Source organism: Bartonella sp. AD328YNZD (assembly GCF_042196425.1).
Genome location: NZ_JBHIQG010000027.1, coordinates 1 through 16131 on the forward strand (window position 1 = coordinate 1; position 16131 = coordinate 16131).

The 16131-nt window shown below is 42.2% G+C and carries 17 protein-coding genes and 1 pseudogene; all 18 read left to right on the plus strand.

What is annotated here, in order from left to right; all coding sequences use genetic code 11:
• The coding region (locus ACFIO3_RS02550) for a hypothetical protein (RefSeq protein ID WP_375704080.1) at window positions 1-728 on the plus strand (728 nt) is incomplete at its 5' end.
• 97 nt (window positions 729-825) lie between these two features.
• Window positions 826-1971 (plus strand): N4-gp56 family major capsid protein, encoded by a 1146-nt coding sequence (locus tag ACFIO3_RS02555; RefSeq protein ID WP_375607315.1) that lies wholly within the window; start codon window positions 826-828, stop codon window positions 1969-1971.
• A 19-nt stretch (window positions 1972-1990) separates the two neighbouring features.
• A complete protein-coding gene (locus ACFIO3_RS02560; RefSeq protein ID WP_375607316.1) occupies window positions 1991-2494 on the plus strand; it encodes a hypothetical protein in 504 nt (167 codons plus the stop codon).
• A 72-nt stretch (window positions 2495-2566) separates the two neighbouring features.
• Window positions 2567-3265, plus strand: a complete 699-nt coding sequence (locus tag ACFIO3_RS02565; RefSeq protein WP_375607317.1) for a hypothetical protein — start codon at window positions 2567-2569, stop codon at window positions 3263-3265.
• Window positions 3265-4722 carry a hypothetical protein gene (locus ACFIO3_RS02570; protein ID WP_375607318.1) on the plus strand — a complete coding sequence of 486 codons (1458 nt, stop codon included), beginning with the start codon at window positions 3265-3267 and terminating at the stop codon, window positions 4720-4722. Before ACFIO3_RS02565 ends, ACFIO3_RS02570 begins: the two co-directional genes overlap by 1 nt.
• 41 nt (window positions 4723-4763) lie before the next feature.
• Window positions 4764-5147 (plus strand): hypothetical protein, encoded by a 384-nt coding sequence (locus tag ACFIO3_RS02575; protein WP_375607342.1) that lies wholly within the window; start codon window positions 4764-4766, stop codon window positions 5145-5147.
• A gap of 1 nt (window position 5148) precedes the next feature.
• Window positions 5149-6204: a tail fiber domain-containing protein gene (locus tag ACFIO3_RS02580; RefSeq protein ID WP_375608729.1), complete on the plus strand. Its 1056-nt coding sequence runs from the start codon at window positions 5149-5151 to the stop codon at window positions 6202-6204.
• On the plus strand, window positions 6204-8063 hold the full coding sequence (locus ACFIO3_RS02585; protein ID WP_375608728.1) for a hypothetical protein: 1860 nt from the start codon (window positions 6204-6206) through the stop codon (window positions 8061-8063). The genes ACFIO3_RS02580 and ACFIO3_RS02585 overlap by 1 nt, the downstream gene beginning before the upstream one ends.
• On the plus strand, window positions 8056-10278 hold the full coding sequence (locus ACFIO3_RS02590) for a hypothetical protein (protein WP_375608727.1): 2223 nt from the start codon (window positions 8056-8058) through the stop codon (window positions 10276-10278). The genes ACFIO3_RS02585 and ACFIO3_RS02590 overlap by 8 nt, the downstream gene beginning before the upstream one ends.
• Window positions 10278-11270 carry a transglycosylase SLT domain-containing protein gene (locus ACFIO3_RS02595; RefSeq protein ID WP_375608726.1) on the plus strand — a complete coding sequence of 331 codons (993 nt, stop codon included), beginning with the start codon at window positions 10278-10280 and terminating at the stop codon, window positions 11268-11270. The genes ACFIO3_RS02590 and ACFIO3_RS02595 overlap by 1 nt, the downstream gene beginning before the upstream one ends.
• Window positions 11263-12243 carry a tail fiber protein gene (locus ACFIO3_RS02600; protein WP_375608725.1) on the plus strand — a complete coding sequence of 327 codons (981 nt, stop codon included), beginning with the start codon at window positions 11263-11265 and terminating at the stop codon, window positions 12241-12243. Before ACFIO3_RS02595 ends, ACFIO3_RS02600 begins: the two co-directional genes overlap by 8 nt.
• Window positions 12244-12252: 9 nt before the next feature.
• On the plus strand, window positions 12253-12507 hold the full coding sequence (locus ACFIO3_RS02605; RefSeq protein ID WP_375607323.1) for a hypothetical protein: 255 nt from the start codon (window positions 12253-12255) through the stop codon (window positions 12505-12507).
• A gap of 13 nt (window positions 12508-12520) precedes the next feature.
• Entirely contained in the window at window positions 12521-14230 is a 1710-nt protein-coding gene (locus tag ACFIO3_RS02610) for an alanine-zipper protein (RefSeq protein WP_375607324.1), read from the plus strand.
• Window positions 14231-14243: 13 nt separating this feature from the next.
• Window positions 14244-14909, plus strand: coding sequence for a lysozyme (locus tag ACFIO3_RS02615; RefSeq protein ID WP_375607325.1), 666 nt, complete (start codon window positions 14244-14246; stop codon window positions 14907-14909).
• Complete coding sequence (locus ACFIO3_RS02620; protein ID WP_375607326.1) at window positions 14906-15133, plus strand: hypothetical protein; 228 nt, start codon at window positions 14906-14908, stop codon at window positions 15131-15133. Before ACFIO3_RS02615 ends, ACFIO3_RS02620 begins: the two co-directional genes overlap by 4 nt.
• Window positions 15066-15284, plus strand: a complete 219-nt coding sequence (locus ACFIO3_RS02625; protein ID WP_375607327.1) for a hypothetical protein — start codon at window positions 15066-15068, stop codon at window positions 15282-15284. The genes ACFIO3_RS02620 and ACFIO3_RS02625 overlap by 68 nt, the downstream gene beginning before the upstream one ends.
• Window positions 15265-15483 (plus strand): hypothetical protein, encoded by a 219-nt coding sequence (locus tag ACFIO3_RS02630; protein ID WP_375607328.1) that lies wholly within the window; start codon window positions 15265-15267, stop codon window positions 15481-15483. Before ACFIO3_RS02625 ends, ACFIO3_RS02630 begins: the two co-directional genes overlap by 20 nt.
• 73 nt (window positions 15484-15556) lie before the next feature.
• Window positions 15557-16131: pseudogene (locus ACFIO3_RS02635) on the plus strand (DNA adenine methylase); the annotation flags it as partial.

Genomic DNA, 16131 nt, shown 5'->3' on the forward strand with positions numbered 1-16131 from the left:
AACTAGAGCAAGAGCGGCAAGCACGCCAAAAGGCAGAACAAAGCGCCATTGAAGCGCGTGAATTGGCTATTGAACTTGCGCAAAAATATGCCGCAATGCAGGAAGAAATCACGCGCCGCCGTGAGGAAAATATTCCCTCCCTAGTAGATGACCCACAAGCACATGTTGCATGGCTTAGTCATAAGGTACAAGAACAACAGAAATTACTTGATGAGTTTTCTCGCATAAGAGAGAGCCAAGAGCGCATGAGTCAAGAGGAATATGAACGCCAAAAGTTAGGGGATTATTTCGAGGAAGCCAAAGCGCAGGTACAAGATAAATATCCGGATTTAGACAGTATCACCGATTATCTCTATGAAAGAGCAGACAGTGTCCTACAAGCGCAGGCAGATCTTTATCCACAATGGAAAGACCCCATGGCTCGGCAACAGCAAATTGGTGTTGAATTGCGTCAGATATGCCAACAATGCCAAAAAGCCGGTATAAACCCAATAGAGGTGCTGGTGCAAAAAGCGAAAGCTTTTGGCTATAGTGGAGCGCCCGTTAAGGACGAAGTGGGAGCCCTTCAAGAGCGCTCTCAAGCAGCGCGGACACTTACAGCGCGCGGCGGACAAGTTCCAACAGGCGGTATGGATGTGAGAACGCTTTTTTCCATGCCGGAAGCAGAATTTGCTGTATGGGTTGAGAAAAATCCCAAAAAATTTGAACAAATTATGAGCAGAGCGTGAGATGTGCGTGGTGACGCAACAGAGAGAACCAAGTGATTTTTATCGTTTGGGATAGCCGCAAGGCGAGTTTTAAAAACCAAGAAAGGCATTGATTGAAATGGCAGTAACAGAAGTAAAGCTCAATGACCCATTAGCCGTTGGCGTTTGGGCTAAGATGCTAAACACAGAGACCTCAAAAGCGTTGCCTATTACACCGCTGATGGGGGAGAGCAAAAACAGCATTATCCAAGTGTTGGATGTGCTAGGAAAATCCGCTGGTGACTCTGTGACGAGCGGATTAAGAGTCCAACTTATGGGGGATGGCGTTAGCGAGGGACAAACGCTGGAAGGCAATGAAGAAGCCCTCCAATTTATGAATGAAAAGGTGCGCATCAACGAGCTTACTCATGCTGTGCGCATCAAATATGAAGGCTCTATTGATCAACAACGTGTTCCCTTTAATTTGCGTAAGGAAGCAAAAGATGGGTTGGTTGATTGGTATGCAGACCGTTTAAGTATGATGTTTTTCATTCAGGCTGCAGGCTATACAGCACCATGGATGCATTTTGAAGGGCGCAGCATAACGCTTAAACCGGTGCATTATGGTTTTAACGCGCCATCAGAGCCAAGCAAATTGCGTGTTATTCGTCCGAATAAGAAAAAGACTGATGAAGAGCTTACAAAAGATGATGTTTTTACATTAGATCTTATAGATCGGGCTGTTGAACGCGCTAAACTTGCTAATCCACGTTTGCGTCCGGTTCGTGTTGATGGGAAATCGGCATATGTGATGTATCTCCACCCAATACAGGTAACTCAATTGCGTACCAATACAAAGAGTGGTCAATGGTTAGACATTACCAAGGCAGCTTATGATGGCTCTGGAGCTAAGAACCCAATTTTTAATGGTTCTTTAGGGATGTATAATGGTGTTATTTTGCGTGAAGCTGAACATGTCCCCAATGGTGTTAATTCAAAGACACAAGAGCCTGTTCCCTCTGTTCGTCGTGCTATTTTGCTTGGTGCGCAAAGTATCATCATGGCTTATGGACGCATTGGCAATGGTGCAACAGGAGGTGATGATAAAAAGGGTGGTACACGTTATAAACTTGTTGAAGAATTGTTTGATTATCAACGTGAATTTGGTTTGGCGGCAAAGACCATTATCGGCATGAAAAAATCACGCTACACCTTGCCTCATTCTGATCAAGGGGGACAGGATTTTGGTACCATTGTCATCCCTTCTTTTGCTGAAGCAAGCTAATTATTAAAGGATGACAATTATGGCAGAAAAATCGCTAATTACACAGGAACCTGATGAAACTGTTGAACCTATTGAAACCGTTGAACCTATTGAAATTGTTGAACCTATTGAAATTGTTGAACCTATTGAAATTGTTGAGATGACAGATGAGGGATTGCCACCTGTTTTGCAGGGACGCAACAACTCTACGCAGCAGGTTAGTTATTTACGGGCGCGTGTTAAATGTACGGACCAAGGGTTGATAACGAAAATTGGCGTTCTACCCCGAGGGGCTTTTATAAAAAGTATTACAGCTTATCCCATGGAGGATTTTGAAGATGTAAAAGCTACATTTGGAAAAGAGCCTCATGGTAATGATTATGGAGATATAGGGCTTACGCAATATTCCAATAGCGATCTGTACCTCCCTATGAAGGAACGAGATGTTCCATTAGAAGCTGAAAATGCGATTTACATGACACGAGACAAGAAAAGCACCAAAGGTGATGCTGAGGTGATTGTTGAGTTTTATACAAATCGTTAAAGGCAAGGGGGCGTTTGTTGCTTGCGTCCCCCTCCCATACAAGATGCCGCAAGACATTTGGAAGAGGGTAATATGACAATAATAGTACAGACAGGTGGTCCAATTGGAGACAAACAGACCATTGCTCCTTGGGATAAAAATTTTATCCAGATGTTAAACGATATTCAGGATGAAATAGATGATCAAACAGATGAGTATGTTGATCAAGTACAAAGGGCGATATTTTCGGCTATTCGCTTTTGTGAACGATTGCCTTTTTATTTCAATGAAAGCCGCGAAGTTGTTTTTACCACTCTAAAGGGCAAAAGCCGTTATGGCGCCGAGGCACATCCCTCTATAACAGGGGCTGTTCGCATTGTTGATGCTTACGTTTATGAAGATAATCACAGCAAAGCAAAGCTTTTGCAGGTAGATCCTCTTGTTATTGAGAATCTTGAGGATGATTGTAGCCATGGCATGCCGACACGCTATGCTTATTTTGAACAAAAGCTTGTATTGTATCCAACACCAGAGCGAGTTTATTCTATCAGGCTTATTCTTGACCCTATAAGAATAAAAGATATTGAGAGTGCACAAGAAGCGTCCATATGGTTTTTAGAAGCCTATGAACTGATCAAAACGCGTGCAAAATATGAAATTTATACCAATATTATTAAAGAACCACAGATGGCAGCGGCAGCTTTTGCCATGTTTCAAGAGCAACTCGATGCGCTACAAATTGAAACATCACGGCGCAAGAATTTGTTAAAAATTCAACACACGGATTTCTGATGACCTTTATTCCTATTGCTGAGTATAGACCAGATGTTGCATTTATTAATAGTGGTTATTCTAGTGAGATTGTGAACGTTTTACCTGCACCAAATTCGTATATTCCGTTTCCTATTGTGGCGCCGGTCTCAGATCCTTTTCCGGATGTGGTTTTGGGGGTCTATGCGGTGCGCTCATTGGGTGGTGTTCGCATCATTGTGGGGGCACCAACAAAACTTTATGAATATGACAACAGCACGCGCGGCTGGAAAGACATTAGCAAACCTTACACACAATATCACGCCAATGAAACTGCACTTTGGTCTTTTGCCTCCTTTGGTGATCATATCATTGCTGTTAATAGCAATGATCCACCACAAATGCTTTCGTTAAAAACGGATGAAAGGTTTTGTGATCTGAGCGGTAATCCTCCGCGTGCTGGACTTGTGCGTGTGTGGGGTGATTTTGTTTGCTTGATGCAATTAACAGATAAGCCAAACCGTGTTCAGTGGTCAGGTTTGAATGATGCGACACATTGGACGGTTGGGGAGAAAAATTGCGATTATCAAGATTTTCCCGATGGAGAATATGTTCAAGGGTCTACGGAATCAACAAATCCGCTTATTTTCATGCGCTCCGCCATTTATCACGCAACCTTTGTACCAGGCTCTAAAATTATATTCAGTTTTGCAAAAATAAAAGACAAAATAGGAGCTAAAAGCAGCACAGCAATTGCAAGCCGTGGAGACTGTACTTTTTTTGTCTCTGATGATGGTTTTTATCAAATCAACAGTGCTGGTGAAATGCTCCCTATTGGTTTTGGCAAAGTCGATAAAACCATCTTCACACTTTACAATAACTTTGCCATTGATGAGATGAGGGCATGTATTGATCCGGTCTATTCTCGTGTTTATTTTTCTATCAATGATAACACTGAAGGTATGCATATTTATGTTTATGATTGGCTCTTGCAAATATGGAGTGTCATTAAGGGGCAGAACCTTCTCTTATTTCCCCTCTTTGCTGCTGGTTATACATTAGAAGGCTTAGACGAAGTACAAGAGAGCTTGAAAGATTTACCAGCTTCTCTTGATAGTAAAATGTGGCAAAATGGTGCGCCTGTTTTGGGAGCCTTTACGCCAGACAACACATTTGGTTTTTTTGCAGGTCCTCCGATGGAAGCAGTTATTGCTTCACAAATTGTGGGGGATACGGGCAGGCAAATCAACCTGATGAGTGAGGCTTTTGTTCAAGCGGATACCACAAATGGTTTTTTAAGTGTTGGAGCGGCTTTTATCATTGATAACAAGAACCAATTAAATTGGGCTAAAGAGCGTTATGCCGGCTATAATATTGGGATGTATAATATCCGCTCACGGGCGCGTTATCACGCTTTGCGTCTGAGAATACCAGAAGGCACGCCATGGACACATATAACAGGCTTTGATGTAACGCTGAAACCCGCGGGCATAAGATGAGTTTTAAGATCTATAATACAGAAAAATGGAGCGCTGAACAAATGGCGCCCTATTTTGACAATGTCATAAAATCGATAGCTTATTTTAATCAAAAATTCCCTGATGATTATAATACAGAGACCATTTTAAACGATATTTTGAAGGGAGAAAAAGTTCTTTGGATTATCGTTGATGCGCATGAAAACTTTATGGCGCATGTCACAACACAGTTACAGGAACTCGTCACTGGAGCATTAAGGGCGGTTATTGTCACACTTGGTGGAAAGGGAGGAGCACCCTTAACAAAGCTTATCACTCAGATTGAAGCCTATTACAAGAAAAAAGGGGCAAAAGAGCTTGTCATCATAGGCAGGCGAGGGTGGGAAAAATCTCTTAAAACGCATGGATATCTCGTTAATCTTTTAGAATATAGAAAGCAGCTTTAACATGGGAAAAAGTTCTAAACCAATCCAGAATACCCAAAACACGACGCAAACAAATGAACCCCCTGCATGGGCAAAAGGTATTTTTGAACACGCAGCTCAAGATGCCATGACTTTTTATAACCAAGGCAGCGGAAAAGCCGTTTATGACGGGCAGCGTGTTGCGGGTTTAAGTGATCAAACAAAAAATGCGATTAATGGGCTTAGCAATAATACGCATAACTATGATAACAACACTTTAAATGGATTAGCCACAGGGCAAAATTCAACAAGCCAAAACTTAAAGAACATGGCTTCAGGGCAACAAATAGGCAATAACCCTTACTTTAATGAAGCACTTCAAAACGCATTAAATAAAGCAACAAGCTCTATTAATAGTTCATTGGCAGGTGCTGGACGTTATGGTTCTGGTGCACATACCGGCGTTTTGGCTGATGAATTAGGGGGCATAGCAACACAAGCTCTCTCACAGCAATATAACCAAGATGTCAACAATATGATGCAAGCTAATGGAATGATTGATCAAGCCAATCAAAATCAGTTGGCGGGCGCTAATAACTTCTTTCAAGGTCAAGGTCAGGCAAATCTCAATGCATTGGCAGGAGGGAGTGTGCTTGATGCCAATCATCAACGGCAATTGGATGAAGAGCGGCAAAAATGGGAGCAGCAGAACAATCTTGATTGGGACCAGTTAAGTAAGTTGCTTGCAGCTGGTGGGGCTGTTGCTGGAAATTATGGAACGCGAACAGGACAAATGACGACATTGACTCCACAGCCAAAACCTAATCCATGGGAGATTGTTGGAAATGTTGGAACTATCCTTGGTACTTTTGCTGGGCTTAGTGACATCAGAGCAAAAGAAAACATCAGAGAGGCTGGGCAGAGAAATGGCTATACACTCTATGAATACAACTACAAAGGTTATCCAGAGCGCTATCGCGGGGTGATGGCGCAGGATGTTTTGAAGACAAATCCTAAAGCTGTTTTTTTGCATAAGACGACAGGCTTTTTGCATGTGGATTATAGCAAGCTTGGATTTGAAATGGAAAGGGTGCAGTGATGGAACAAAACAGCTTTAATACTTTATCACTATTTATGAATCCAAAAGTTTTGCGTCCTTTAATACATCAGGGTCTTTTTCAGTTACCTAAATATTTTTTTCAAAAACATTCCACGCCTTCAAACACACCGTTTGAAGGACGATACAAGCCTAGTTTTATAGAACGGGCTGCTTTTAGCACAAACCCTTTTGATGCGAGCAATGGGGCTGATACGCCACAAAAATTGAGTCCTACAGAGCTTATTCGCGGTGCTCAAACAGGAGGAGGAGAAGTTGGGAAAAAAACGCCAGCAGAATTGATTATGTCTACGGATGATTTAAAGCGCCAAATGCCTCCATTGCCGGATGTTTCAAAGGATACTGTTAAGATACAAGAGGCGCCAGAGCAACAAAAACATGACTTCTCAGAGCAGGGAGGCGTTGCATCAATGATCTCTCAATCTCCACTTGTTGCGAACATTGATCAGTCTAGTGGGGATGAAGCTGGGCGACAGCAAAAAAATGTGATGGATTATATTGCACAACTTAATGAGAAATCTGTAGCGGAAAACTCTTTGAAAAACGATTCTGGAAATAATGAGGAAAAGCTTTTTGAGGCACCCATAGGAGAAGAAAAACATTTGAATGCACACTTACCAGAAGAGGAGCATTTAAAAGCAAGTGCTAAGCCCGAACAGGCAACCGATTATGTAAACGCAGTTGGAAACTTTATCCATAAAGATGCAGACCCAAGTAGCTTATGGGAGCGTTTTAGAAAATCAGAATTTTCCGAGCATTTAATGGATTTTTTTGCAGGGTTAGCATCAGGAAAAACACCGCAAGAAAGTTTTTCAAATGCGGCGCTTGTTATGCGGCAGGGCAACAATGTACGCGCTCAAAATAGACCAATTTTTGAGTTTTTACGCTCTAAAGGATATAGTGATAAAGACGCACAAGCCCTTGTGCAATATCCAGATCTTGCCATGAAAGTTATAGGAAACACGTTAAGCCCTCAAGAAGGCTATAGAACATTGACATCAGAAGAAAAGGCAGAGCAAGGATTGCCTGAGGATATGACTTTCCAAGTCTCAACAAGCACAGGGAAAATTATACCTGTCCAAGGGGGACAACGTTCCACTGCTTCTGGATTAGGGGGAAATACTGATAACATGCTGTCAAAGCCTGAAGCAGGTTATATGCTTATTAAGGATGAAAATGCTCCTCATGGTATACGTGCGATGCCAATTGCAGGCAGTGGTGCAGAACATAAATTAATTCAAGAACAGAAAGAGGAGGAGCGTAAAGAACAGCAAGTGAAAATGCAAATTCTGGATACAGCAGACCGGTCAAATCGTATACTCTCGTCATCTAAAGAATTGCTAAAAATTGTTGAGGAACACCCGCATGTTGTTGGTTTCACGGGTTCTATAATGTCGTTCCTTCCTAATTCTCAGGCAAAAGATTTCGGGCATATGCTCGATTCATTGAAGGCAAGTATCGGGCTTGATGCCTTGAGAAAAGCAAAAGCATTTTCACCAAATGGCGCATCTGGCTTTGGAAACTTGTCTAATATGGAATTGCAAGCATTGCAAAACTCTGTAGCAGCACTGTATCAAGATCTTTCTGCAGAGCAAATGAAGAAATCTTTAAAAACAGTTATTGACACTTTCAATAAATCCAATGCAGCAACGCGCGCAATTCTTTTTGGTGGTGCAGAAGCAACAAACGAGCTCGTTCGAGCCGCCTATGGGCAAGATGCTTATAAGGGAAATCATGCACAGTCAAATGATCCACTAGAAAAACAGATAGAAGCATTGCCGGAAGGCATGCTGTTCGTTGATAGTGACGGGCGCATTAAGGAGAAACAAACCAATGGCTGAAGTAATCCCCCCTCTTATTAATCGTAAAAACACAAGAGTCATTGGGCATATAAGTGACTATACACCAGAACAACTTCAAGAGCTTTTCGCGAAGAATAAGGAAAGGCTAAGTGGTGCTACTACAGGAAATAATGGTGCAACAGAAGAAGATGGTCCACATCCAAGTGCAGCGGGTGCTTTTGGATGGGGTGCTCTTCATGGGTTAACACTAGGCTATGATGATGAAGCTGCAGGGTTGGCATCAGCACTTTGGGAGGGAGTGTGGAATGGAACAGATAAGGCAGTCAAAAAATATAATGAAGTAACAAAGCGATGGCGTGATTATCAAAGAGCGGCGAACCGAGATCAGTTTTATGCATCTCTTGCGGGGAATTTAGCGGGCGCTGCAATTCCTTTTCTAATACCAGGTCTTGGCGCTCCTGCTGCTACTCGTGCGGCAATTGGGGCTGATGTTGTGCTGGGAGGTAGAGCTGGTGTTGCAGGAGCACAAATAACCAGTAAAGCTTTAGCAGCAGGAGAAAGGGCGGTGCAATCTGCTTTAGCAGAGGGTGCGGAACGGGCAGCGGCAAAAGCTGCAGGTGAAGCAGCAATGAAAGCAGTAGCAAGTAAAGAGGCGGCAAAATTTAGCTTGGGGCGTGCAGCAAAAACTGGAGCCATTTATGGTGGAATAGCAGGCAGTGGTGAGGGGGAAGGGCTTGCAGATACTCTAGTGTCTGCTGGGTTTGGTGCAGGGCTAGGCGTTGCAACACCATTTGTTGCCAGTGGTGTATCAAAAGCAACATCTTTTGCGACAAGATCACTAAAAAAAACGCCTGCTATTGTGAAAAAAACACCTGCGGCTCTCAAAAACACAGTTGGAAAATTGTTTGGTAAAACTGAACCAATAACACAAGGTGTAGAAAAAGAAGCATTTCAGATAAGCGATAGAGCGCTTAGGGATGTAAGCCAAACTTTAGGGGATGAAGGTGTTGATAAACTTGAAAGGGCATTAAAACAGCGAGGTCCTGATTCAATGATTATTGATCTTCATGATGAGCTTGCCACAAGAGCTTTTAAGGCAGCAAAAAAAGATTCTGATACATATTCGCTCATAAGTAATCGTTTGAATGAAAGGCAAGATGCGAGTGCATTGCGGGTAAAGAATGCGTTGACAGATGTGATGGGTCCAAAAGTAGATACGCTTAATTTAAAGCAAGAGATTATCAAACAAGCACAGAAAAAGGCTGAACCATTTTATGAGAGGGCGAAAGCTTCTCCCATTTCTAATGCTGTTCGTGAAGATTTATCGCGGTTGCAAGAAACTCCTGCCTTCCAAAAAGCCTATAAAAAAGCAATTGCGCAAATGCCAAATGAAGCGGATGCAACAGTTATAGGGAGCAATGGATATCCAAAGCTGAATATGCGAATTTTACATAAGATGAAAGAGGTTTTGGATGATCAAATTAATTCTGCGCGCATCAAAGGAAAACAAGGATATGCGCGAGATTTGACTCTGTTCAAACAACGCATTCTGGACGTTTTGGATACGTCCTCTCCAGATTATGCTAAAGCACGGAAAATTTATTATGACGAGCGTACTATTGGTGATGCCCTCGAGCAGGGAGAGCAAGCGCTGAAGAAGAGCGTTAATCTCGACACAATCAACAGTCAACTTTCGGATTTTGGGTTGATGGAAAAAGATGCGTTTCAAAAAGGTATACGGTCGCAAGTAGAACATGCGGCAGGCAATGCACAGAATTTTGACCACAATCTTTTGAGTTTGTTTGACACAAAAAATGGTCAAGAAAAATTACAGCGTATTTTTGGTGAAGATAAAGCTAAGCAACTTATGAAAGTGTTGCGACCAGAAGTGGAAAGAACAAAGCTTTTTGCACGCTTGCCAAACCATATAGGTGAAGTGGAAGAGAGGGGGGAACAACAGACTATGGGTATAGGAAAGATTGCTTTCATCAAGGCAGTTGTAAAAAATTTCGCAAGAGAATTTGGACGCAAATTCTCAAGCGTCCATAAAGATACTGAGAGAGATATTGCAGCGCTTATAACAGCGCGGGAAAAAGGAGATTTTGGGTTAGCAAGAGAAAAAGCTGTTGAATTAATTAAGACATTTCATGAAGCAGAAAAGAAACGCTTAATAACACGAGAAAATTATACGAAATTCATTAATTTTGTTGGCATTATTTTGAATAGCAGCGTTGATAGAACGGTTATAAACTAATGATCAATTTTCATCCTAATGTGAAGCGTGCTATCTCACAGGCAGCACAAAAATATGGTTTACCAGAAAGCTTTCTTGAACGTGTTGCTATGATAGAAAGTAATGGTAATCCAAATGCAAGAAATAAGAACAGCAGTGCAGGGGGGCTGTATCAATTTCTCGATTCAACAGCAAAACACTATCAACTGAATGACAAGTTTGATCCCTTTCAAGCAACTGATGCTATGGCACGGTTAACGAAGGATAATACGCGTTATTTAGCCACAGCATTAGGCAGAGAGCCATCAGAGGCAGAGCTTTACCTCGCACACCAACAAGGACCAGCAGGGGCAGTAAAACTTATCAAAAATCCACATATTCCAGCGAGCCAGCTTTTAGGTCGACAGGCAGTCACACTCAACGGTGGCAACATGGAAGCTACAGCAGGGGATTTTATGAATCATATTTATGGGCTTTATAATAAAACGGGAGATGCTTTGAAGAGAACGATACAGCAAAACCAAAGCAATGGACAAGCAGCACCAAACGAGGTGGGGCCTTTGCGTGGGTTTGAGAGGCTTCAAAAGACAATTCAAGGTAATCAAGTGGGGCAAGGTGATCAAGGGGACAACCAATTGATGGCATATGACACGCCATTCCCAAACAGAATGATGGCACCTGAAAGCAGAGACAATTTAACAGGACAGGTTATGGAAACTACACCATTACAAGCACAAGGTATTGATGCAGGTGCTCTTAAAAAGGGCTTTTCCGGTTTGCTTCATTTAATGAGAGAGAATGGAGAACGACAAAAACAGCAGGCACAGATGGTACAGCAACAAATGTTACAGCAACCAGTCATGGCGGGTTTCTCACAATCGACTGGGGGACCGACAGATTTAACACCTCTCATTGATCCCTCTAGGCGGCAATCTGTTGGTTCCTATGGGCGGCAAAAAGAAGAGCAATTGCGCGAAGAGCTATTAAGAAGAACGGGGGCTTATCATGTCTGATATTTATGACTGGTCACTCACAGCTGATCAAAATGCCAATTCCGATAGTATCATTAATTGGGCAGAAGGGCAGCCACCTAGTTCTGTTAATGATAGTGCGCGGGTCATGATGCAGCGTATACGTGAATATCTTGCCGATAATGGTGGTTCTCTTGACTCAAAGTTTATTGTGAATGGAAAGGAACAAACAACATCAATCACGTTGACGACGGTGTCGCCGATAGCGAAATATAAAAACGATATCATTATCCGCTTTAAGGCGCGTGGTATAAATATTGGTACGACAACAATAAACATGAATAATATAGGAGAAAAGCCACTCTATAAAGCCACCAGCACGGGGATAGTACCATTGATAGGTGGTGAGTTACAAACGGGCGGTATTTATGAAATAGTCTATAATGATGGCGTATCAACAAAAGGTCTTGATGGCTGGTATCTTTTAAACCCTACCCCCATTCCACTACCAAAGGTCGAAACCTTTCCTTGCGGTTTTATTGCGACCTTTGCTATGCAAGAAGTGCCAAACGGTTGGCTTTTATGTGATGGCGCTACTTATGAACGCAAGGATTATCCGCAATTATTCAAGGCGATAGGGGATAAATGGGGAAAAAACAGCGATACAACCTTTAAAGTTCCAGACTTTAGAGGAATGTTTTTGCGCGGCTTTGATAATGGTCGCGGTTTAGACAGAAGTAGAAAATTTGCTGATATACAGCAAGATTGCCTTAAATCGCACACACATGCTTGTAGTGTTGAATCGGCGGGGCAGCATACACACGAGTTTCAGTATAATGGAGTGGGATGGAGTGCCAATGATATTGGTAGAAGAAACCCCTCTTATCACTATGCCGTTCTTGGAGGAACAACACAACCTGCTGGAGTGCATACGCACAAGATAACACTTTCTTCAACGGGCGAGGCAGAAACACGCCCTGTTAATGTACCGGTTGTTTATGCCATAAAATCGTGAGTTTTTCAAATGATCAATAATCCGTCTGCTATTGATGATATTGCGGACGCGGAGCAAATCCGCGTCCTTTTTTATGCAAGCAATAGAATGGTCCATGCACCATTAAATAAGGTGCTTGATCTTGTCAAAAGCGACATACAGCATGATCTTTTAAGCGCTTTGGCAGAATATAAAGAAGCGACAGATAAACGTCTCGAGACCATGCAACAACTTATTGATGAATTGCAGTCCTCTCTTCACACAACAAGACAACGAACTGATTAAGGAATGAAACGCGATGCCATTACCCTATCACACACATATATTTAAGCTTGAACCAGCAACAAAGAAAGAAGTCAAAGAAGGTGTTTTAAATAGTAAGGCTCTTGCACCAGTTTCAGTGGGGAGTGCAGCAGCTTATGAGGTAGAATATTTTGCAACTGCTGCTCAAGGAAAAAAGGCTGATGATGCTGTTGCAAAGAGAGATATTGGAGCCCTTGCTTACAAAAATAAGGTCACAATTCACGATATTGAAGCAAGTGGTGAAGCGCATGAGAATGCGATTTTATCAGGCGCTGGTTGGGTAAAAATATCGCCTTTAGGGATTGGCGATATGAAGGCTGCTACATATGATCCCGACAATGTGGGGGCAAATGCATTTTCTATGGAAAATATGCACGAGGGTCCTACAAAAAAGATCTTAACCACAGAGGAAAGATCAAAGTTACGATGGTTGAGTGCTACGCAGCCAACAATGGAAAAATGGCGTATGGGGGATGAAGGTGTTTATTATCCCATATCTCCGGTAGATCTCAAAAATACCATTCGTTATTTTGTAGGCTCAAAGTCTTTTGGTATGTCAAAATCAGTCTATGATCCAGATAAAATAGAAAAAGATGCCTTTGATATGGAGAATATGAAGGAAGGGAAAAAGCATCTTATCTTAACTCCTCCAGAACGTGCACAGATTGCAAAAATTGATAAAGTTGAAGATGTTGCACAACAAGGGATTCATGTTGCAAGTGAAGCGAAGAACGTTGCAGATAGTGCATTAAGAACAGCAAATGATGCAAAAGCTTATGCAGTAGATGCAAAAAAAACGGCTGAGACAGCACAAAAAACGGGAGACAGTGCAAAAGCTGAGGCAAATATTGCGCAAACAGCAGCCGATAAAGCGCAAGATACAGCACATAGTGTACAGAAAAAAGTTGATCTCATTCAACCTCTTGCCAAACAAGACTGGATTGATGGCACAAAAACAGTGGATGCACTTATTTCACCAGCCAAACTGATGGCTTCAATCAAAGCAAATAGTAGCAATAGCAGCGGCGGTAGTGGCGGCAACAATGATGGCGGGGTTAGAAAACCTGTTGAAATTCTGATGACAGAAAGCGGAGATATTCTATTGCCTGATGGTATTACTGCTGACACCGATATCGAAGTATGGGCTTGGGGCGGTGGAGGTGGTGGTGTTAAAGATGGCGGCGGAGGCGGCGGTCAATGCGTGCATGTTAAAATGAAAGGTTCTGATTTAGATAAATTAAAAACAGCTTACATTGGTCGTGGTGGTAAAGGCAATGACAGTAACATTTTATGCAATGGTGGTAAAACAATTATCAAAGGGCTTGTTACTGCAGAAGGAGGATATTCCGTCTCCATGATTTTTGTTAACTTTGGAGGGAAAGGTGGCGATGGAGGAGGAAACAGGGACGGCAGCAGTGGTGAAAGCTTTATTTTTTCTGGTGGTAATGGTGGAGGGAGTGGAATAGACGGCAAGAGAGCTGGTACTGGTGGAAGTTCTTTTCTTGGCGGCGGCGGCGGCGGTGGCGGTAAATGTAAGGGTTCTATCATGGGGCAGGGTGGTGAGAGTTACAAAGGTGGTAGAGGTGGTCGTGGCGGCAATGGAGCTGGCGGCGGCGGCGGGGGATATTTCGATGGGAAATCCGGAGGCGACAAAATTGGCGGCGACGGTGGTGACGGAGCAGTACTCATAAAAGTATATTTATAAGGTGAATTGAACAATGGTACGGAAAATAAGTAAAGACTGTTTATACTGTTTAAAAAAGTGGGAAGGTTTGCGCTTGCAGGCTTATCAAGATGCTTCTGGCATATGGACGATTGGTTATGGTCATACGAAAAAAGCCGGTCAACCAACAGTTGTTGAAGGTATGGTGATTACAGAAAAAAAAGCTGAAAACATGCTTTTAGCAGATTTGCGGCAATATGAGAGGGCGGTAGAAAAAGCAGTTTGTGTGAATTTAAGCGACGAGCAGTTCGGCGCTCTTGTTTCCTTTTGTTATAATGTGGGTATTGCAGCTTTCCAAAACTCTACATTGCTTAAAAGGCTTAATCGGGGGGATTATGAAGCGGTACCAACCGAATTGCAGAAATGGACCAAAGCGGGAGGCAAACGTTTACAAGGTCTCGTACACCGGCGTGTAGCTGAGGCAGGGCTATGGGCGAAAGGGGCTTATGTTTCTTCTAATTATCAAACAGTAGAAACGAAACAACCAACAGGGTTTCTCAAAGCAGAAGCATTGGCACCGATTATTGGTTCTTTCTCAGGTCTTGGTGGGTTTTTAGCGGGCAATGGACCAATCCAATGGGCTTTAGCCGCCATTATGGTTTTAGCCGCATGTACTGGCATTTTCTTTGTTGCTAAACGCTTTCAGGAGCACCGCCTATGATCTTATGGATGAAAAGAAACTTGATGGTAACAGGTGCGGCTTTAGCCGCTTTTTTTATAGTTTTAGCCAAAGCTTTCACTCTTGGAAAAAAGGCTGAACAGCAAAAGCAAACAGAAAAAACCTTAAAAGCAGCAACAACCCGTCTTGAGGTAGAAAATGAAATTAACAAAAAAAGTGATACTGATGTGCGTGCTGCTCTCTCTCGTTGGTTGCACGACAAATAAATATATCTCTTCTTGTGTTGGTTGGTTACCTATTTATTTAAGCCAGCAAGATGTCGACACCATCAGTTCGAGCTTAGCAAGAGAGATCTTAAAACATAATAAGCAAGGAGAACGCTTGTGTGGGTGGCAACATGGTAAGAAAAAAAGCTGAAAAACATACAGAGCTTACAGAATCGGAAAAAGAAATGCTTCAAGAAATGATCATCACCTATCAAAGCGTGAAAATGATGTCTCGTTTGATGAAGTGGATAGCATTTTTTCTTTTTTTGCTTATCCTTGATTTTGCACGCCTCATGGATGCGTTAGATAATGTCATTGCACATTTAAAGCAGTGGTTTTCAAAGAATTAGTCTCACTAAATTTATCCTTAAAATATGAAAAAATGATTAGGCTTGCAAAAGCTTGAGGGAATGAACTTCGCTTATGAAAGAGGAAAGTTTTACACAAACGCTGTTTGCGTGGATGGGTGGTAAACACTATCTGCGTAAGAAAATTATACCGATTTTAAATAATATTGACCATGAAACCTATGTTGAACCATTTTTAGGCTCTGGTGTTATTTTTCTAAATAAAAGACCAGCAAAATATTCTGTGATTAATGATTTGAATGGAGAGATCACGAATCTGTTTCAATGCGTTCAAAACCATTTTGATGATTTAGCCAAACGATTGGAGTGGTTTGTTTGTTCAAGACAGTTGTTTTTTGACCTTGCTGCGATTGACCCAGAAAGCCTTTCCAAAGTTGAAAGAGCCGCACGCTTTTTATTTCTCCAGCGTTGTGTGATGTATGGGAAAAAAGATTACGTTTCTTTTAGCTTTGGAAGAAAAAGAACGGCAGAGTTTAATCCCGAAAAGCTGTTATCAAGGATGAGACGTGTTAGACAGAAGCTTCTTGATACGACAATCTTAAATTTATCGTGAGAGCGGGTTATCGAGCTATTTGATGCACCCGACAGTTTATTTTACCTAGACCCGCCTTATCTTGTAAAGAAGAAGTG